The sequence below is a fragment of the Streptomyces sp. S6 genome, assembly GCF_054880855.1.
The window spans coordinates 1-18399 of sequence record NZ_JBTYMC010000121.1; the positions used below are offsets into that span (position 1 = coordinate 1).

Here is an 18399-nt window from a genome sequence, read left to right on the forward strand (position 1 = left end):
TGTGGCGAGTAACTTGCCCGAACTTGCCAGGACTTCAGGCTCAGGTGTGGACGTGGCCCACTGTGCGGGCGGACCGGGTGGTCCGCCCGTGAGCGGTGGGGGTTACGCGCTTGCCCTGAAGTCCTCCGCGCTGAAGGGGGCGCCGTCGTAGGTGTACGGGTAGTCCATGCCGAGGCTCGCGTATGCCGCTGCCTGTCGGCGTTCGTACTGGAGGCGGGTTTCGCGCTCAGCGTCCGCTGCGGCCTGTCGGCGGAAGAATTCCGCTGCCTCTTCCTTCGTGGGGCCGGTCCACGGTCGGGACCAGGGGCTCACGTACGGCTGGGGCGCGGGGGTGGGTGCCGGGGTGGCGGGCTGCTTGCGGCGTTTGCCCGTGGCGGGGAGCAGGAGGGAGAAGAGGGTACGCAGGCACGCCGAGATGGCATGCGCGATAAGGTTGCGCATGGCGACAGGTTCCTTAGTCGGGTTGTCGTCGCGGCCCCGTCAGCGGAGTGCTTCCAACACTCCGAGTCCTGGCGGGGCCACCTTTTTTGATGTTGTGCAGCGCACGCTAGCACCAACACCCGCTGCCTGACGACGTTTTGGGAAACACGGAAACAGGCAGATGGCGAGTGCGGGGTGGTGTGTTGCTACAGGTCCCCCGGTAACCCCCAGCTCTCCGGGTTTGCGGCCAGGTCCTGGAGCAGTGTCTCGACGGTGGGGTCGACGATGTCCCAGGCGTGGACGAGGGGATGCGCGCCGAACAGCCCGCAGGCGTCGCCGTCGGCATGCGAGGCCTCGCACCAGCGCAGGATCGCGAACCGGAACCCGTCCTCGCCCCACAGGATCCACTGCCCGTCGTCCTCGGCCTCCCCGTCCCACAGGAAGTCGGCGTGCTCGCCCGGATGCCCTTCCGCCAGCTCGCAGCAGACGTACCCCTCCGCGAACTCGCAGTCCTCGTACGCCCCTTCGGGCGCCGACTCCAACAAGGCCAGCACTTCCGGCACGGGCAGCAGCCTGACCCCGGTGCACTGCAACATGACGCCCTCACAGATCGGTTGAGACGTGCTGGACGGACGACACCGGGTCGCCCCCTTCTCGCCGGATGACCCCCCACTCGACGAGCCGTTCGGCGACGAACGTCGGACTGACCCGGAACTCGCGGGCCAACGCCGCCGCAGACACGCCTTGTCGGTATCGGTCGACGACACTCCCCCGCGCCCGGACGAACTCGGCGCGTGCCTGCGTGACTTCCGCGCTGCTGCGGCGTCGGGCACGCCCCCTGAACACACGGGCACCGGCCCGCCGGTACAGCAACGCGTCGACGAGGTTGCGGCGTTGCTCGCCCCACTCGTCGAACCGCCTCCCCAACCAGCCGGCGGTCACCCCGTACTCCTCGGCAAGGCCGCTGAGGGATGTGCCCAGCCGATAACGCCGGATGACCAACTCACGTTCGTCCAGCACGCGTTGCCTCGCGGCGGCACGTTCCGGATTCATCGCAGCTCCTTCCGTCCCACGGCCGAGTGCTGGTCGGCCTCCCATGAGTCGAGGGGGAACAGTTCGGACGGGGACGCCGTCTACTCGACCCCTCCGCCGTCCGGCCGTACCCACGCGTGCCCCAGCCATAAGGTCTGGAGAATTCCGGTGCGTTCGCCGTTGGTGACTTCCTGCCCGATGTGTTCAGCGGTGACCACCACGGGTCCCCCTTCGCGGCTTCGGGTAGAAGCAGGTGACGTGCCGGTAGTCGGGACTGGCCTGACCGTTCGCGACGTGGTCGTCGACGAGACGCACGACCAGCGTGCCGGAGCTGATCAGGGACTTGCAGTCGCCGCAGGTGTGCCCGCGAGGCGCGTAGGTCGAGTACGCGACCGCAGCGACCGGCACAGCTCGAACAACCCTTCTGCGCCGTCCACTCGGGCTTGTACTGTTGCTCATTGTCGTCAACCTCCACATGGTTGGTGGCCATGCCCCCGGACGCTCGAACGTCGCGGGGGTCTGCTCCATACCAACCGTCAGGTCAACGGAACTCCGGTGCTAGTGCCACGCTTGGTGCCACTATGGTCACGTGGCTATCGCGCAATTGATCAAGGACCTTCGAGAGGCCAAAGGGCTGTCTCAGGGGCAGTTAGCCCGAACACTTCACGATGCGTCAGGGATCGCCATTGGCCGCGAGCGCATCAGCCGTTGGGAGCGAGTAGAAGGCGGTGTCATCCCCTCTGCCTTCTGGCTCGAACGGCTGGCCCAGAGTCTGGACGTCCCTTTCTCCGTGCTGGAGTACGAAGCTAACCTCAGCCGTATGGACCGTAGAGACTTCATGCGCCTTACAGCGCTGACCGCTACGCACGGCGCGCTGGCAGGCGAGATGGTGTCCAGCATCGCCAGTAGCGACTGGGGGCCGCTGACCACCGTTCAGACCACACACGGCACTGACCTTGTGATCGCTTCTCTCGCCGACGCCTCATGTCTTAGCAGGCTGAAACGTTGGATGTACGACGGCTCAAACCCCGTGTTGAGGGTCAACGCCGCTGGAATCCTCGCCAAGGTTCCGGGGCAAGATCCCGCCGCCGACGTCTGCCGCACGCTTACCAACGACCACGAAGCACGGCACCTGTACGCGACCGCCGTAACCTCACGGGTTTGCGGACTCGACTGGGCGACCGCCGCACGGCTCGCCGCCGACCCCTGTTCGATGCCCATGAAAGCGTCGTTCCTCGCCGCGCGGTTTTCCGCCGAAGTGACGAACCCCCGTGACGCCGGCGCACGTTGGTGCTCGGCTGTAATGCTCCGGGAAATCAGCCCCCTACTCGGCAAGGAACCCCACCGTGCACGTAATCGAGGTCAAGAACGCTGAGCTGCTGGAGACCATCGCTCAGCGTGCGAAGGAACTGGGTATCACCAACGGCGCGATCGTCTCCCTCATCGGAGCAGTGGACACCTTCACTGTCTCCACCATGCCCGCCTCCGACGCTTCCGCCGACGTGATCACGGACTACGACCTGCCCGCCGAGATCCACGGCACTGGGGAAATCACGGACGGCACCGTGCACATCCACGCGACCATGGCGGTCGAAGGCGACCGAGGGGTATCGGGCCATGTGCACCGTGCGCAGGTCGGAACATGGTTCGCCAGGGCCTACGTGCTGCCCTGCTGAAATGCAAGAAAGCCCCGCAGGACCCCAAGGCCGACCGGAACAGCGGGGCTTCGTGCTGTCGGCGCGATCGTGAAGGCATGCACGATGTGCGACCTTGAGGTCGGAGCCGGTGCGGACCATGCCGAAAGCCCCCTGCACCCGCAGCGGCGGCGGCGTCGTTCACCATGGAGGCTCCGGAGATCCTGCGGGGCACCCGTCCTGTCTGCCGGAGCGTCGAACCAAGGAGGCATCGCCCATGCCCGCTGTAGGCCGTTTCCGTTCCGTGGTCGTCGACTGTCCCGACCCCTTGGCGCTGGCGGAGTTCTACGCGGCGGTGGTCGGGGGGAAGCCGGAGGCGGAGGCGGCGGACTGGGTCGTCCTGCACGTCCCCGGCGGCCCCCGTCTCGCGTTCAACCTCGCGCCGGACCATGTCCCCCCGGTGTGGCCGTCCCGCCCCCACGACCAGCAGCAGTTCCACATCGACGTCGACGCCGGGGGAACGTGGGACGAGGTCGACGAGGCTGAGCGCAGGGTGCTGGAGTTGGGGGCGCGGGTCGTGCGGAGGGTGGACGAGGACGGGTTCAGGGTGTTCCTGGACCCTGCGGGACACCCCTTCTGCCTCTGCCGGATCTAGGCCCGCCCCAACCACACCCCCTCACCGCGCCGAAGAAGACTCCCCGGCCTTGCGCCGCGTGCGGCGTACTCGTTCCACGACGCCGTTGATGATCGCGGAGTGGGCCCCCTTGAGCGCCGCGACCGGCACCTCGATGGTCACGTACGCCTCCTGCTCGTGCGCCCGCTCCGGGATGCTGCCGGGGTCGTGCCAGCGGAGGTTGGGTTTGCCGGCCTCGATGTAGGGGATGTCGGGGACGGTCTGGAGGAGGACGCGGTCACCGCTGGGGGTGGGGAGTTCGATCCAGAAGTGCTCGGGGACGCCGAAGGAACCGTCCATCTTGTAGTGGCACACGATCCACCCCGCAGGGTCCGCCCCGGCGATCTGGAAGCCGTGTGCGCGGACGAACGTCCGGACCGCCTCTTCCATGAGGGGCCGCATGGTGGCCTCGTCGTGCTGAGGGTCGAGATTGTCGAAGTCGAAGTTCAGGCCCGCGGCCGTCACGTCCCCCCGCAGCCGGTCCAGATCGGCCCTGACGGCGGGTTCCAACTGGTCGAGTTCCCGTACGTCGCCCTCCTGGGACACGCTGATGAGGTAGTCCCAGTACTCACCCCGGTCCAGCCCGCCCGAGTCCGCGGCGGCCCGCACGGCCCACTCCCAACAGGCCGCCGCCTCCGGTGTCTTGGCGATCCTCCAGCCCTTCCCGCCGGAGTACGTGTCCTCGTTCGCCGCGGCGATGAAGTTGACGGCGTCCGCGTTCACCTGACCCTCCGCGTCCTCCGCGTCGGCCCGCGTCCGCTTCATCCGCTGCACGACCCCGGCACCTTCAGAAGAACCCCCAGCGCCCCCCAAGCCCGAGGGAGCCCCCCTCATCACCCGCCGCGCGTTCGCCTCCGCCTCCCGCTCGAACCGGTCCCCGGGATCGGACACCGACAGCCCGGCCCCGTTGTCCGTCCCGGACACCGGCCCCTGCCGCTGCTGGATGACGTGCGTCAGCTCGTGCGCGAGGGTGTGCCGGTCCCCGCCCCCGTCCCCGATGACGACATGGTTCCCGGACGTGTAGGCCCGCGCCCCGATCTCCGCGGCGGACCGCCTCGCCTCGGCCCCCGTGTGGAGTCGTACGTCGGAGAAGTCGGCGCCGAGCCGTCCCTCCATGTCGTCGCGCACGGTCGGATCGAGCGGACGCCCGTTCCCGCGCAGCACCCCGTGCACGGCGGACCGCTGGACGGCGGGCTCCTCGTCGTGCCCGCACCCGGCGCCGTGCCGGTGCGCACGCAGCATCTGGACGACGGCGGCGTTCCCGATCACCGGTTGCAGCCCCAGCGGCCCGCCGACCCGCGGAGCGGACCGCTTCGCCGTCCCCGCCGCGCTCTCCCGCGCGTCATCCCGACTTTCGCGTGCCCGCACACCGGCTCCTTGTTCTGAGGGGGGTTGACCCCCTTGTTTACCAGTGCGCGTATTCCGGACACGAGAGGAGAAGGGGCAGGACGGCTACCCGTAGGGGCAGACCCTCGTGCGATCCACGAAGCGCCGCGCGTGAGATGTAGGAAACAAGTGTCCGAAAGATGCCCCAGAAGGGCAGGTTCCGGATCTACCTTGGAACCCATGCTCGGGGCATCTCACTTCCGGTCCGATGTGTCACACTCCGCCCGGATATGGAACTACTGGCTCGGCGGGATGGGCCACTATCCGGTCGACGCGGAGGTCGGCGACCACATCGTCGCGCTGGTCCCGGAGCTGCCCCGCTCGGCGGTGGCGGACCGGCGGTTCCTCGCGAGGGCCGTCCGGCACCTGGCCGGGGACATCGGCATCCGGCAGTTTCTGGACATCGGGACCGGCCTGCCCATCACCGACAACACGCACGAGCTCGCCCAGCGGGTGAACCCCGCCTGCAAGGTCGTCTGCGTCGACAACGACCCCCTCGTCTTCGCGCACGCGCACGCGCTGCTGACGAGCACCCCGCAGGGCGCGGCCGTCTTCCTCGAAGGCGACATCCACGACCCGGAGACGATCCTGCGGAAGGCGTCCGAGACGCTGGACCTCACCCGCCCGGTCGCCATCACCCTCCTCGGCGTCCTCAACTTCGTCCTCGACACCGACGAGGCCGCCTCGATCGTCCGCCGCCTCCTGGCCGCCGTCCCCCCGGGGAGCCACGTCGTCATCTCCCACCCGACGACCGAGGTCGACGGCCCGGCGATGACCGAGGGCGTCTCGTACTGGAACGCCCAGGGCTCGTCCCCGATGACCCTGCGCAGCCGCGCCGAACTCATCCGCCTCTTCGAGAGCGCCGAACTCCTCGACCCCGGCGTGGTGACCTGCACCCGCTGGCGCCCGGACGGCACGGGAGCGGACATCGGGGCGGTGACGCACTTCGCGGGGGTGGCCCGCAAGCAATGAGCAAACGGAAAGGGCGGGCCCCCGGCACCGGAAGCCCGCCCCCGACCACCCTTAAGGGATGACCGTCAGCGCCGTACTCCCCACGCCCTTACGGCCGTCCCCGTACGTCACCAGCGCGAGATACACCCGCCCGGCCTTCAGCCCCTTCCAGGACACCGTCGACCGAGCGACGGCCCCCTGCCTCACCTTCTGCGCGGCCGGCGAGACCGCCGCCTTCACCTCCGGCTTCCCGCCCTTCCCGATCAGCCACGTGTGCAGCGTGTACCGCTGACTCCCCGAACCACCCGGCGCGACCGCCTGGTTGACGTACACGTCGTACGTCCCCGCCGCGAGATCGACGTACTCACTGTTCCCGGCCCCCGGCGAGGACACCGCGTTGCCGTCCTTGTCGACGACCCACAGGTCGACGTCGCTGCCCGCCTTGAAGTCGGACGACACGATGGCGACCCGCGCGAGAGCGGTCCCGGCGGGAACGGTCAGCCTGCTCACGGCGGTGTGCGCGGACGGCTTGGCCGGGTCGACGTCACCGGCCCCCGTGAGGGTGCCCGTCCGCGTCGTCCCGGCGTACAGCCCGTTCACGGCCGTCGTGAAGGTCCCGTCGAACCCCGCCTTGGGCGTGAGGACGACGGACCCGCGGGCACCCCGCCCGGAGGCGGACGACGCCGCGTTCACCTCGGCCGCCCGCAGCGCCACCACGGACCGCACCTTGTGCGTCCGGTCGGCCCAACCGACCGCCCCGAACGCCCACTTGCCGTACGCGGCACCGGCTCGCGTGAACGTCACCTTGTACGTCGCCGAGCCACCCGGCCGCACGGTCAGCCTGGAAGGCGACACCGTCACCCGGTACCCCGCCGGCGTCTCCACCGACGCCGTGTACACACCGGTCGTCGACGACACGTTCGTCACCGTACGCGTCACGGTCTGCACGCCCGCCAGATCGCCGACCGCTATGGACGGCATGTTCAGATCGCTGGGGTCGGTCTTCCGCACCCGCGCGCAGACGTCCCGCCCGTCGGTCGTCACCGGCGCCTGGCCGATCGCGCAGAGGTAGGCGATCCAGTCGCCGGCCGTCGAGTTGTAGACGAGCCCGGGGTCGGCCGCGCTGGTGGGGACGACGTGCCCGGAGCCGTAGTCGAGCGGCGTGGCGACGCTGCCCCCGGCCCGCCGGATCGCCTTGCCCGCGCTGTCCTCGGTGGCCGCCGTCGTCATCAGCGCCGACTTGACCTCCATCGGCGTCCACTTCGGGTGCAACTGCCGCAGCAGCAGGGCGAGTCCGGAGACGTGCGGCGCCGACATGGACGTCCCCGACATGACCCCCTGCCGGCCCGGGAACCCGGGGGTGCCGGGGGAGACGGCCGCGACGATGTCCACACCCGGCGCGGTGACGTCCGGCTTGAGGAGGTCACCCTCGCTGTTCAGGTCGGGCCCGGAGGAGGAGAACCCGGCGACGACGGGCGCCTCCTGGTGGACGGCCTCGGCGGCGGCCAGCGACGCGGTGGCACCCGCGCCGTCCGCGTACGCCTTCACGGCCTCCCCGGCCGCCTTCGCGAGGTGGACGCCCGGGATCGTGTGCGCGTCGGCGACCTCCTCGTCCGTCGCGAGGGGGTTGTACAGCACCAGGCCGACCCCGCCGGCCGCCTTGACCTGCGCGCTCTTGTCGGTACGGGCGTTGCCGCCGCGCGCGCAGACCACCAGCGCGCCCGTGACCTTCGCCGGGTCGAGGGTGTCCGGCAGGCACAGCGCCGCGTCCTCGGCCCTGGCCCCGCTCCTCGCGGCCTTCGCACCGTCGACGAGCGGCGCGGACGGCACCCCGGAACCGGCGATGCTGACGCCGCTGTAGCTCTTGCCGTTGCCGAGGGTCACCGTGCCCTGGTAGCCGATGTCGTGGCTGGAGGCGGCGACGGTCGTCGCCCACGGGACACCGTTGGAGGCGGTGTTCGGACCGGAGTTCCCGGCCGACGCAGAGATGAAGACCCCGGCGCGGGCCGCGTTCAGCATCGCCAGGTACGTGGGGCCGTTCGCCTTCTCGGTGTTGGAGCCGCCGAGCGAGTAGCTGATGACGTCGACGCCGTCCGCGACCGCCTTCTCCATCGCGGCGACGATGTCGACGCTCCCGCAGCCGTCCGTGTAGCAGACGCGGTAGGCGGCGATGCGGGCCGCCGGGGCGATGCCGGATATCTTCGCGCCGGATATCCCGCTGTCGGGGACGCTCGCGGTGACGTCCGCGTTGCCCGCGGCGGTGCTCGCGGTGTGCGAACCGTGCGACTCGCCGTCCAGCGGGGACGGCCAGTCGTTCTCCTTCGGCGCCGTGATGCCCTTGTTGAAGTACTGGGCGCCGATCAGCTTGTTGTTGCAGGTGATGCGGTGCTTCGGGTCCTGGCCGGGGTCGCAGCTCCCCTTCCACTTCCGGTCCACCGTCGCCTGCTCCAGGCTGTCCGCCGGGAGCGGCGCGAACGACGGGCTGTCCGGGTAGATGCCGGTGTCGAGGTTGCCGAGGATCATGCCGGCGCCGGCCTTCCGCTGCCCGCCGGGGATCTTCGAGTAGAGGCCGCCGGGCTTCTTCAGGCCGAGGAAGCCGGCGGTGTCGGCGGCGGGGAGGGTGCCGGCCGTCCTCGCGGTGGCCAAGGGGTGGCTCATGACGTTCCGGGTCAGCGCGAGGACACCCGGCGTGCGGGCCAGTTCGCTCGCCTGGCCGGCCGTCAGCTTCGCCGCGAAGCCGTTGAGGAGGAGTTGGTAGCTGTAGAGCGGCTTGACGCCGTCGACCGCGTCGAGGACGCCGTCGCGCTCCCGCTTGAGCTTGCGGACGTGGTCGCGGACGGCGTCGGTCGCGATGTCCAGCCGGGTGCCGGGCTCGGCGGCCGTCGCCGGGTCGGTGGCGACGGGCTGTTCGGAGAGCTGCACGAAGTAGATGCCGGCGGTGAAGGACGTTTTCTGGGTGGGAGCCGCGAGGACGGGTGCCGCGGGCGCCAGGGCGAGGCCGCCGACGACGGCGGAGGCCAGCAGGGGCGCTGTGCGGCGCCGGCCGGGGTGGTGCTGGGACAAGGCGGAACTTCCCCCTTGGAGTGGTCGAATCCCCCGAGACGACCGACATCCTGTTACGCGGGGGCTGCCGGGGAAAGCAGATAATCTTGAGAACTCAAGAGATTCACGGCATATTCACGTGAGTCGCGTTTGGGGTCACGCGAACAGCGGCTCCAGCGCCCGCTCCAGATCCGCCGCCTCCCGGAAGTGCACCACCCTCATCCCGAGCGCCCTCGCCGCCTCGACGTTCTCCAGCGTGTCGTCCACGAACAGACACCGCTCCGCCGGCACCCCCGCCAACCGCACGGCGAGCTGATAGATCCGCAGATCCGGCTTCGCGAGACCGACCCGGGCACTGCTGACGACATGGTCGGCGAGGTCCGTCAGCTGCATCTCGGCGAGATCCGCCTCCAGCTCCACCGACGCGTTGGTGACCAGCACCAGCGGGACGTGGACGCGGGCCCGGCGCAGGAGGGCGACGACGGCGTCGTCCCGGTGGAACGGCGACTCCAGCAGGGCGCGGCCGAGGTCCCAGGCCGTGGACTCGTCGACCAGACCGGACAGGCCTTCGGCGATGGCGGCGACCCACTCCTGGCCGGTGATGCGGCCGAGCAGCAACGGGAGGTCCGTCTCCGGAGCGAACGCCACCTTGAACGTCGTCCCCTCCGTGAGGCCCGCCGCGCGCTCCAGCGCGTGCACGCCGGAGCTGTCGAAGCGGCGGAGGACGTTGTCGACGTCACACAGGACGGCGTCGAAGGGGAGGGAGCGGCTGTCAGTCACTGGTGACGGTGACCTTCTCGTCGTTGTTCAGCTCCTTGACGAGCTGCTTGACCTTCGTCTTGTCCCAGACGAGGTTGCCACCCGTGGAGCCGGAGATCGGCATGTTCATCGAGACGCCGTCCCCGCCGTTGACGCCCTTCATCGCGAAGAACATCGAGCCCAGGTCCCACAGGCCCATGTCCTTGTCGACGATCAGCGAGTCGAGGCCCGCGCCCAGTGTCGGGTACAACGCGAAGGGGTTCAGGATCGTTCCCGGCGTCGCGACCTCGTGCGCCAGCGCCGCGAGGAACTTCTGCTGGTTCTTCGTCCGCTGGAGGTCGGACGCGGCGAACGCGTGCCGGGTCCGGACGAACGCGAGCGCCTGCTGGCCGTCCAGCGTCTGCTTGCCCGCCTGGAAGTCGGCGCCGGAGTACTTGTCCTTGAACGCCTTGTCGATGTTGATCTCCACACCGCCGACCGCGTCGACGATGTTGGCGAACCCGGCGAACCCGATCTCGACGTAGTGGTCGATCCGCAGGCCGGTGTTGAACTCGACCGTCCGCACGAGGAGTTCGGGACCGTCCGTCGCGTACGCGGCGTTCAGCTTGATGTGCTTGCCGGTGCCCTTGAACGTCTTGCCGGACTGCGATCCGACGAACGTCGGCAGCTCGACGTCCGAGTCGCGCGGCAGCGAGATCAGCGTGTCCCCGTTCCCGCCGACGTGCAGGATCATCATCGAGTCCGTCCGCTTCCCCTCCGCGGACCCGGTGTGCAGCTTCTTCTTCTCCTCGGCGGACATGCCCTCCCGGCTGTCCGACCCGACGATCAGGTAGTTCGTCCCGTCCCCGCCGTCGGGCCGGTCGATGACCTTCGACAGGTCGACTTCCTTGCGCAGCTTGCCGTCCGCCCAGAAGTACGTCCCGACGGTCGTCACGACAAGCACGCTGGCGACCACGATCGCCGTCCACTTGATCCGCTTGCGCCAGTTCGGCGCGGGACGCTCACCCTGGGTACGCCCGAGCCCGCCCTGTCCGCCGCCACCGCCGTACACCTGGCCGGTGTTGTACCCGTCGCTCTGCGGCCCGCCGCCCTGGTCCAGATACTGGGGCTGGCCCTGATCCTGGTACGACTGCTGGCCGGGCTGCTGATTCGGCACCCCGTACCCCGGCGGAGCCGTCGGCCCCCTCCGCACCTGCCGCATCACCTGCGCGCCCTCGGGCTGAGCCTGCGCGCTGCCGTAGCCGTAGCCGCCGCCCGCGTTCCCGCGACCGCCACCCCGGTTGTCACCGGACCATCCCTCGGGCCAATCGTTCATGCGCACAGTGTGCCGGTCAGGCCCGTCCCCTATACAACCCCCGTCGGAAAATCAGATCCCGGCTGTTGCCAAGCCGACACAAAGTCTCGCTTCGTCGACGTCGAGGTTGCCCTCTCAGATGCCGATGAGCCGGACGCGGTCGCCGCACAGCCGGGCCATGTCGTCGACGTCCGAGGTCAGTATGGCCACCGGGCCAGGTTGGCGCAGTGCCATCTCGGCGACGGTCGCGTCGATCGCGTACTTGTGGCCGTGCAGACCGGCGGTCTTGAGCAGTTCCGCCGACGCTGTCGCCGCGCCCTCGGTCACCGGTTCGACCTTCACGCGGGAGAGCACCCACCGGAGGCGAGGCGTGTTCACCCGCGCGTGGCTGACCTCCACGATGGTGTTGGCGCCGATGACGAAGTCGGCGCCCATTGTGTGGAACACCTGGAACATCGCGAGAATCGTGCGGTCCTGGGCGATCCAGGCGGAGAGCCCTTCAGAGTCCAGGACGACGGTCTCGACATGCTCGATCACGCGGCGCTCGCAGACTCGCCGGACCGGCCCGTCTCAAAGATCCTTGACCGGGCCTCGGCCAGTTCCTCCTCCGTGAACTCCCCCTGCTCCTCCTGATGCCGTACCAGGTCGCCACCGAGCAACTGATGCCGCAACTGTCGCGCCACCGCCTCAGCGACATACCCGGACACGTTGTCGGTGAGCTTCCTCAACTCGGCAACCTGCTCCGTCGGCAACGTAACCGTGATGCGCGTCGTTTCCGCCATGGATAGAGCATACTGCGGTATGCGCAGACCGGGTTTTCCGTGCTGCGATTTCCGCAGTGGTCCCGGACGAACCCCAGCCTCAATCCCCGCACCCCACCTCATCCCCCCGAACCACCCCAGAACCCCCCTCAGCCTCCCGCACCCGAACCTTCCGCACCTCGAACCCCACCCCCACGACCACCTTGAGCGTCGCCCCCAGCCCCTTGACGGCCCGCAGCTCACTCCCCGGCAACGCGACCCCCAACGACCGAGCCGAGCGATCCCACCGAGGGTCGTACTGGACGACCGTGTGGTCGACGCGGGACGCGGAGGTGACCGGCTTGCCGGTGGTGTGGAAGCCGGCGCTGGTGAGGGCGGTGTCGGCGCGGCGGCCGAGCCCGTCGGTGCCGGAGCCGTTCTCGACCTGGACGTGGATCGAAGCCGGGGCGACCTCGACGACGGGGACGGCGGACGCGCGGGGGCGGGCCGTGGACAGGGGCTTGTCGTCGCGGAGGGCCTCGAAGACGCGACCGGCCCGCACCGGGTCCCACTTCAGGGTCGAGCCGATGCCCTTCACGGCGTATCCCATCTGCCCGATCGGCACGGTCATGAACTCGGAGGACGACGGGGAGAAGTTCCGCATCGCACGGCCGAGGTCGATCAGCTCGTCGGTGCCGAAACCCCGGTCCGCGCGCACCGACCCGAGGACCGCCCGCGTCACGTCACGGAACCGCAGCGGGTTGAAGAGGATGCCGGAGGACGTCGTCCGGTCGACGAGGGCGGCCAGGAAACGCTGCTGGCGTTTCATCCGGCCGAGGTCGGAGGACGCGTCGGCGTGCCGGGAGCGGACGTACTGGAGGGCCTCGCCGCCGAGGAGGGTGTGGGTGCCGGGGGAGAGATCCAAGCCGGTGTAGGAGTCCCGCAACGGCTCGGACGTGCAGATCTTCACCCCGCCCAGCACATCCACCGTCTTCATGAAGCTCGTGAAGTCGACCTCCATGTAGTGGTCGATCTTCACGCCGGTCATGTACTCGACGGTCCGGACGGTCAGCTGCGGCCCGCCCTCCGCGTACGCCGCGTTGATCCGGATCGGATGCCCCTTGTGGCGCTGCCCGGTGGTGTCGTCGATGTGCGGGGGCGTGTCGGCGTAGCTGTCGCGCGGGAGGCTGACGACGCTGGCGCGGTCCCGGTCCTCGGAGATGTGGACGATCATGATCGTGTCGGTGCAGTGGCAGGGCGCACCGCCCAGCCGGTACTTCCGCCGCTCCTCCTCGCTGATCTTGTCGCGCCCGTCGGTCCCGACGAGCAGCACGTTCATCCCGTGCCCCGCGCGCGGCCGGTTCTTCATGTCCTTGAACGGGTCCACGCGCGCGATGTCCGCCTCCAGCGTGGCCACCATCGAGTGCCCGATCCCGGCGGACGCCAGCACGACGACGGAGAAGGTGGTCGCCAGCCGCAGCGCCCAGCGCGGACGGGTACGACGACGAGGGGGGCGGCGGCGAGGACGGGGGGCTGCGGGCATGTGGGGGACACCTCCGGGCGGCGGCCGTACGTGGGGGAGCCTCAGAGCCTGTGTCCCACCCCCGGCCGGGCGCACGCCGCCTGGCACGCACACTCGCCGCGTTGCCGAACCACCCACGTGGCTCCGCCACGAGGGCGCTCCGGCGCCTTGCGATTGCACGCACCAGACGACGTGCGCTGATCCGACCGGGGATGTGACACAGGCTCTGCGCACCGTAGGCCCATACGATCTTCGGACGGCGGCGGCGCGCATCGCTGTCCCCCGTTCGCGGTAACGTGAGCCCCCTATGAACGCCATGCCCCCCGCTGTGTCCGTGATCATGCCGGTCCTCAACGAGGAGCGGCACCTGCGCGGCGCCGTCGAGGCGATCCTCGCCCAGGCCTACGACGGTGAGATGGAGGTCGTGATCGCCCTCGGCCCCTCCAAGGACCGTACGGACGAGATCGCGGCCCAGCTCGTCGCCGAAGACCCCCGTGTGCACACGGTGCCGAACCCCACCGGCCGCACCCCCGCCGCGCTGAACGCCGCGATCAAGGCGTCCCGGCACCCCGTCGTCGTCCGCGTCGACGGCCACGGCATGCTCTCCCCGAACTACATCGCGACCGCCGTTCGGCTCCTGGAGGAGACCGGGGCGCAGAACGTCGGCGGGATCATGCACGCCGAGGGGGAGAACGACTGGGAGCGGGCCGTCGCGGCGGCCATGACGTCGAAGATCGGTGTCGGCAACGCGGCGTTCCACACGGGCGGTCAGGCGGGGCCGGCGGAGACGGTGTATCTCGGGGTGTTCCGGCGGGAGGCACTGGAGCAACAGGGCGGCTACAACGAGGAGTTCATCCGCGCCCAGGACTGGGAGCTGAACTTCCGCATCCGTGAGGCGGGCGGCCTGATCTGGTTCTCGCCGGAGCTGAAGGTGTCGTACCGGCCCCGCCCTTCGGTGCAGGCGCTGGCCAAGCAGTACAAGGACTACGGCCGTTGGCGGCACGTCGTCGCGCGCTACCACGCCGGTTCCATCAACCTCCGGTACCTGGCGCCCCCGGCGGCCGTCTGCGCGATCGCGCTCGGCGTCGTCCTGGGTGTCCTGGTGACGCCGTTCGCCTTCGTCGTCCCCGGCGGCTACCTCGCGGCGATCGTCGCCGGGTCGCTGCCGGCCGGCAAGGGCCTCGGGCTCAAGGCCCGCGCCCAGATCCCCGTCGCCCTCGCCACCATGCACATGTGCTGGGGGTTCGGCTTCCTGACCAGCCCCAAATCGCTGGCCAGGAAGGTCATCGCGTCCCGCCGTCCGGCGGTCCTCACCAGCTGAACGACGGGTTCACGTGCATGCACTGGCTCGTGTCCGACGCGTTGATCGCCTGAGCCGTGTCCGGCGCCTTGGTGTCGGCCGGCTGCGGCTTCGGCGCCTTGTACGCCGTCCCCGTCCGCCAGTCCGCCCCGACGACCAGCGTCACCCCGGAGACGTCGGTGGACTTCTGGACGGCACTGGCGGGGATGCCCAGCGCCTGCGCGACCCGCAGCGCGTTGCCCTGGAGGTCGGCACTCGGGTAGCGGACGACGGTGGACGCCTCGGACGTCGCGGCGGACGGGTCGGCCACGGCCTGCGTGAACCCCTTCGACGTCAGCGCGTCCGCGACCTCCGAGGCCCGGCCCCGGACGGAGCCCAGCATGTCGGTGCGGGTGCCGTTGTGGACCTGCACGGCGATCCGGCCGACCGGGTCGGAGACGGGGGTGACCGGCGTGGCGCTCGGGCTCGGTGACGCCGTCGCCCTGCCCGTGTCCTTGCCGTCCAGCGCGATGTCCTCGCGGACCATGCGGAACACCTTCTCCGCGTCCTCGGTCGGCTCGACGCGGGCGCCGACGTACCGGTTCGGCATCGTCGTCATCGTGATCCGGTCGGTCGGGACCTTCTGGAGCTCCGTCGCCAGGTCGTACATCTTCGTGATGGTGTCCAGGCCGGTGTCGACGGTGATCGCGCTGGTCGCCGCCTCCGCGAGCTTGCGCAGCTTGTTCGGGCTGGTGAGCTTCGCGCTGGAGCGCAGTTCGCGGACCATCGAGTTCATGTACATGTGCTGCGCCTTGGCCCGGCCGAGGTCACTGCCGTCCTCGAAGCCGTAGCGCGTGCGCAGCCACTGGAGCGCCTGCTCGCCCTTGATCGAGTGCGTGCCCTTCGCCAGTTTCAGGCCGGAGCCCTTGCCGGTGGAGGTGTGCGAGTAGACGTTCGAGTCGACACAGACGGGGACGCCGCCGATGGCGTCCGCCATCGACACGACCCCCGCGAAGTCGATCATCATGAAGTGGTCGATGTGGATGTCGGTGAGCTTCTCCCAGGTGGCCACCGTGCAGCCGGGGCCGCCCCGGCCCAGCGACTCGTTGGTCATCACTCTCGTGCTCGCCGTGTACGTCTTCTTCGTGTCCGGGTCCGAGCACTTCGGGATGTCCAGCAGCGTGTCCCTCGGCATGCTGACGACCGACATGTTGCTCCGGTCCGCCGACACGTGCAGCAGCATCTGGACGTCCGCGAGCGGCGGGCCGCCGAACGTGTCCTTCGCGCCGCCCAGCTTCTGGTTCTCCTCGGTGTCCCGCGCGTCCGACCCGATCAGCAGGATGTTCAACGCGCGTTGCCCCGCCGAGTTCACCTTCGTCGTCGCCGCACGGTCCTTCGCGTCGCCGAGGTTCAGGTCGTCGCTGCGGATGTTGCCGTTGAGGTGCTCGTAGTAGAGGTAGCCGGCGCCGGCGGTCCCGAGTATGACGACGGCCAGCACGCTCGCCGACCAGCGGAGTATTCGGCGGCGGCGGGTGCGGCGGGTGGGGGAGGGGGGTGCGTCGAGGGGAGGTGTCCTGGTCGGGGGTGCCTTGGTGAGGGATGCCTTGGGGGCGGCGGCTTTCGTCTCCGGAGACGCCTCCGACACGGGTGCTTCCTCGGCGGTCGTCTCCTCATCCGTCTTCTCGACGGCCTTCTCCTCGACGGCCTTCCCCTCGGCAGCCTTCTCCTCGGGTGCCGACGTCTCCTCGGACACGGCCCCCTCCCCCTCTACCGCACTGCTCTGCGCCATCCCCTGCCCTCCCCGGCCCGAGACCACCCCGAGCCCGCCCGACCCGGTGCGTCGCCCGCGTCATCTTCTGAGACACACGGGAGCGCCCCCGCGTTGTACAAGACGTCCGACAGCGTCCCGGGTTCCCCCACCCGGCGACACGACGACCCTTTTACTGTTCCCTTACCTGCGGGCGGCCCGGAATGCCCGGCCAAAAGGGGTCAACTCCCCTGCGCCGCACGGTCTTTGGCATCGAGAGCGCGCACTGCGTGTACGTGGAGGCCACCGGACGGGCTCCCCGATGGCCCCCCGCAAGGAACCCCGCGCCGACTACTTGGCGCACTCCACCTTGTCCGCAGTCGACTTGTTCACAGAGTCCGGCACCTTCGCAGGCGTGGTCAGTGAAGCCCCCGCCCCCTTGAAGTCCTTCCCGAGGGTGAGGGTCATGGTCGGCAGTCCCTGGGAGTTGGTGACGCTCTTCCCGGGCTTCAGCGCGGCGCCGGACAACCCCATGATCGCGGCCAACTTCCGTGCCTGGGCGGCCTGTTCGGGCCCGTACTCCAGCGTCGTCCGCGCCAGTGCGGCAGGCGCGTTCCCGGCGTTCTCGGACTTGGTGACGCCCTCGTCGTTCTGGAGCCAGCTCAGCGTCTCCTGGGCGCTGCCGGCGACGGCGCCGCCGTTCATGACCTGGACGCGCACCTCGGAGGCGGTGGACTGGGGGCCCTTGAGTCGGGCGGCGGCCTCCGCGGCGGCGGCCGACTTGGACTCGCGGGCCTGCTGGGCGACTTCGGTGAAGGACACGTCGTCGCGGATCATCTGGAAGACGGTCGGCGCGGTCGACTGGTTGAGGACGACGGTCGCCTTGACCTTCTCGGCGGGGTTGTCGATGACGGGGATCGTCGTGAACGTCAGGTTCTTGATGTTCAGCTTGCCCAGTTCGAGCCCGAGATCCTTCAACTTGCCGATGCTGTCGAGCTCGTCGTCGACGGTGAGCGCCTTCGTCCCCGCCTCGGCCAGCTTTATCATCTTCGTCGGATCGGACAGCGTGTCGTTGGACTTCAGCTTCCGCATGAGCGCGCTGAGGAACTGCTGCTGGATCTGGATCCGGCTGAGATCCCCGCCGAACCCGACGGAGTGCCGCGTCCGCACGAACGCGAGCGCCTGCTCACCCTCGATGTTGTGCGTCCCCTTGGACAGCTTGAGGTGCGAGTCCTTGTCGTTGATGTCCTTGGCGAGACACACCTCGACCCCGCCCACGGCGGACGTCAGCGTCTTGACGGCGTTGAAGTCGGCGACCATGAAGTTGTCCGGCGTGATCCCGGTCAGCTCGGTCACGGTCCGCATGGTGCAGCTCGGCGTCCGGTCCTCCTGCCCGAGGCTCGTGTTGAACCGCTGGCCGGTCGAGCCGGGGACGACCTTGGTGGTGCCGTCCTTCAGCGTCGTCGGGCAGTCGGGGATGTTCACGATGAGGTCGCGGGGGATGGACAGCGCGGTCGCGTTGGTCCGGTCCTTGGAGACGTGCAGCAGGATCGTGGTGTCGGCGTGCCCGACGCTCTCGGCGTCCCCGTACCCCTCGTTCCCGGCGCCGGTCCGCTTGTCGGTGCCGATCAGCAGGAGGTTGATCGCCTTGTCCTTGCTGAACCCGCCGGTGCCGGCGCCGTCGGTGGAGGACGACGAGATGTTGCCGTTGAGGTGCTCGATGTAGAGGTACGCGGCGCCCGCCGTGCCGACCAGCAGGAACGCCATGGTCCCGCCGGTCCACACGAGGATCTTCTTCCCCTTGGACTTCTTCTTGACGGGCTTGCGGCCACGCCGTCCGGGCAGCGGCTCCTCGACGGGGGCACCGCCCTTGCGCCGCCGGGGTCCCGGCACGTCCCGTCCGGGTCCGCCGGGCAGCGC

General features: G+C 69.6%; 18 protein-coding genes. 5 read left to right on the forward strand and 13 right to left on the reverse strand.

Annotated features, from left to right (window positions below; genetic code table 11):
* Positions 1 to 102 precede the first annotated feature (102 nt).
* The 4 genes from ACVNF4_RS18425 to ACVNF4_RS18440 form a co-directional block, all read right to left on the reverse strand.
* Positions 103 to 441, reverse strand: coding sequence for a hypothetical protein (locus tag ACVNF4_RS18425; protein WP_461803923.1), 339 nt, complete (start codon positions 439 to 441; stop codon positions 103 to 105).
* A 185-nt stretch (positions 442 to 626) separates the two neighbouring features.
* The gene (locus ACVNF4_RS18430) at positions 627 to 1016 is read right to left on the reverse strand and encodes a hypothetical protein (RefSeq protein ID WP_461803924.1); all 390 of its coding nucleotides are present in this window, start codon (positions 1014 to 1016) and stop codon (positions 627 to 629) included.
* Positions 1017 to 1023: 7 nt separating this feature from the next.
* Positions 1024 to 1473 carry a hypothetical protein gene (locus ACVNF4_RS18435; protein ID WP_461803925.1) on the reverse strand — a complete coding sequence of 150 codons (450 nt, stop codon included), beginning with the start codon at positions 1471 to 1473 and terminating at the stop codon, positions 1024 to 1026.
* 183 nt (positions 1474 to 1656) lie between these two features.
* Positions 1657 to 1860, reverse strand: a complete 204-nt coding sequence (locus ACVNF4_RS18440; RefSeq protein WP_461803926.1) for a hypothetical protein — start codon at positions 1858 to 1860, stop codon at positions 1657 to 1659.
* A 181-nt stretch (positions 1861 to 2041) separates the two neighbouring features.
* Here ACVNF4_RS18440 and ACVNF4_RS18445 point away from each other — a divergent pair, with 181 nt between their 5' ends.
* The 3 genes from ACVNF4_RS18445 to ACVNF4_RS18455 all read left to right on the forward strand — a co-directional run bounded on the left by ACVNF4_RS18445 (position 2042) and on the right by ACVNF4_RS18455 (position 3741).
* Positions 2042 to 2827, forward strand: coding sequence for a helix-turn-helix domain-containing protein (locus tag ACVNF4_RS18445; RefSeq protein ID WP_461803927.1), 786 nt, complete (start codon positions 2042 to 2044; stop codon positions 2825 to 2827).
* Positions 2799 to 3128, forward strand: a complete 330-nt coding sequence (locus ACVNF4_RS18450) for a PCC domain-containing protein (RefSeq protein ID WP_461803928.1) — start codon at positions 2799 to 2801, stop codon at positions 3126 to 3128. Before ACVNF4_RS18445 ends, ACVNF4_RS18450 begins: the two co-directional genes overlap by 29 nt.
* Before the next feature lie 235 nt (positions 3129 to 3363).
* Positions 3364 to 3741 (forward strand): VOC family protein, encoded by a 378-nt coding sequence (locus ACVNF4_RS18455; protein ID WP_461803929.1) that lies wholly within the window; start codon positions 3364 to 3366, stop codon positions 3739 to 3741.
* Positions 3742 to 3762: 21 nt separating this feature from the next.
* Here the strand turns inward: ACVNF4_RS18455 and ACVNF4_RS18460 are convergent, their stop codons facing one another.
* Positions 3763 to 5127 carry an eCIS core domain-containing protein gene (locus tag ACVNF4_RS18460; protein ID WP_461803930.1) on the reverse strand — a complete coding sequence of 455 codons (1365 nt, stop codon included), beginning with the start codon at positions 5125 to 5127 and terminating at the stop codon, positions 3763 to 3765.
* 198 nt (positions 5128 to 5325) lie between these two features.
* Here ACVNF4_RS18460 and ACVNF4_RS18465 point away from each other — a divergent pair, with 198 nt between their 5' ends.
* Positions 5326 to 6117 (forward strand): SAM-dependent methyltransferase, encoded by a 792-nt coding sequence (locus tag ACVNF4_RS18465; protein WP_461803931.1) that lies wholly within the window; start codon positions 5326 to 5328, stop codon positions 6115 to 6117.
* Between the two features lie 51 nt (positions 6118 to 6168).
* Here the strand turns inward: ACVNF4_RS18465 and ACVNF4_RS18470 are convergent, their stop codons facing one another.
* The 6 genes from ACVNF4_RS18470 to ACVNF4_RS18495 all read right to left on the reverse strand — a co-directional run bounded on the left by ACVNF4_RS18470 (position 6169) and on the right by ACVNF4_RS18495 (position 13474).
* On the reverse strand, positions 6169 to 9159 hold the full coding sequence (locus ACVNF4_RS18470; RefSeq protein ID WP_461803932.1) for a S8 family serine peptidase: 2991 nt from the start codon (positions 9157 to 9159) through the stop codon (positions 6169 to 6171).
* 135 nt (positions 9160 to 9294) lie between these two features.
* Positions 9295 to 9918, reverse strand: coding sequence for an HAD family hydrolase (locus tag ACVNF4_RS18475; RefSeq protein ID WP_461803933.1), 624 nt, complete (start codon positions 9916 to 9918; stop codon positions 9295 to 9297).
* Positions 9911 to 11212, reverse strand: a complete 1302-nt coding sequence (locus tag ACVNF4_RS18480) for an LCP family protein (protein ID WP_461803934.1) — start codon at positions 11210 to 11212, stop codon at positions 9911 to 9913. Before ACVNF4_RS18480 ends, ACVNF4_RS18475 begins: the two co-directional genes overlap by 8 nt.
* Before the next feature lie 114 nt (positions 11213 to 11326).
* Positions 11327 to 11728, reverse strand: coding sequence for a DNA-binding protein (locus ACVNF4_RS18485; protein ID WP_461803935.1), 402 nt, complete (start codon positions 11726 to 11728; stop codon positions 11327 to 11329).
* Positions 11725 to 11973 carry a hypothetical protein gene (locus ACVNF4_RS18490; protein WP_461803936.1) on the reverse strand — a complete coding sequence of 83 codons (249 nt, stop codon included), beginning with the start codon at positions 11971 to 11973 and terminating at the stop codon, positions 11725 to 11727. Before ACVNF4_RS18490 ends, ACVNF4_RS18485 begins: the two co-directional genes overlap by 4 nt.
* 79 nt (positions 11974 to 12052) lie before the next feature.
* A complete protein-coding gene (locus ACVNF4_RS18495; RefSeq protein ID WP_461803937.1) occupies positions 12053 to 13474 on the reverse strand; it encodes an LCP family protein in 1422 nt (473 codons plus the stop codon).
* A 286-nt stretch (positions 13475 to 13760) separates the two neighbouring features.
* Between ACVNF4_RS18495 and ACVNF4_RS18500 the strand changes: the two genes are divergently transcribed.
* A complete protein-coding gene (locus ACVNF4_RS18500) occupies positions 13761 to 14774 on the forward strand; it encodes a glycosyltransferase family 2 protein (RefSeq protein ID WP_461803938.1) in 1014 nt (337 codons plus the stop codon).
* On the opposite strand, the gene ACVNF4_RS18505 is transcribed toward ACVNF4_RS18500, so the two are convergent.
* Both ACVNF4_RS18505 and ACVNF4_RS18510 read right to left on the reverse strand, forming a co-directional pair.
* Entirely contained in the window at positions 14764 to 16521 is a 1758-nt protein-coding gene (locus ACVNF4_RS18505; protein ID WP_461803939.1) for an LCP family protein, read from the reverse strand. The two genes, ACVNF4_RS18500 and ACVNF4_RS18505, sit on opposite strands and share 11 nt — an antisense overlap.
* Before the next feature lie 309 nt (positions 16522 to 16830).
* On the reverse strand, positions 16831 to 18396 hold the full coding sequence (locus ACVNF4_RS18510) for an LCP family protein (protein WP_461803940.1): 1566 nt from the start codon (positions 18394 to 18396) through the stop codon (positions 16831 to 16833).
* Positions 18397 to 18399: the final 3 nt, after the last annotated feature.